1 protein-coding gene is annotated in these 369 nt (G+C 33.1%); it reads right to left on the bottom strand.

What is annotated here, in order from left to right:
- The coding region (locus tag R0J92_RS21945; protein WP_411053203.1) for a hypothetical protein at window positions 1-369 on the bottom strand (369 nt) is incomplete at both ends.

Genomic DNA, 369 nt, shown 5'->3' with positions numbered 1-369 from the left:
ATATAGCTCTAGATTGAAATCCTTTTGCTTATCTTTCCAAGAAGATATTTCGTCCGATATTTGTTTTTGGATTTCAGGGAAACCCTTAGCTGCTTTCTTTTGCTTTTCTAACTCTTTGATGTACTTAGCAGCTTCTTTTTGCTGTTGCTGAATCAGCTTGATTTGCTGACTATAGTACTTAACTTTATCTTTGTCTTCTTCGGTTGTCTGAATCTTAATATCAACATTCTTAAGTTTTGATTCAGTCTTTTTGACTGACTTATCAATATTATTAAGAATTTGATCAGTTTTAGATTGAACAATAGTAGCCTGTAACTCATAAACCTGATCTTTGATGCTGATGAGGTCGAGTTTAGCCTGCTTTAATTC

Origin of the sequence: Tritonibacter sp. SIMBA_163 (assembly GCF_046535935.1) — a bacterium.
In the GTDB taxonomy this organism is placed as follows: domain Bacteria; phylum Pseudomonadota; class Alphaproteobacteria; order Rhodobacterales; family Rhodobacteraceae; genus Epibacterium; species Epibacterium scottomollicae.
This window is presented reverse-complemented; position numbering and strand designations above follow the sequence as displayed.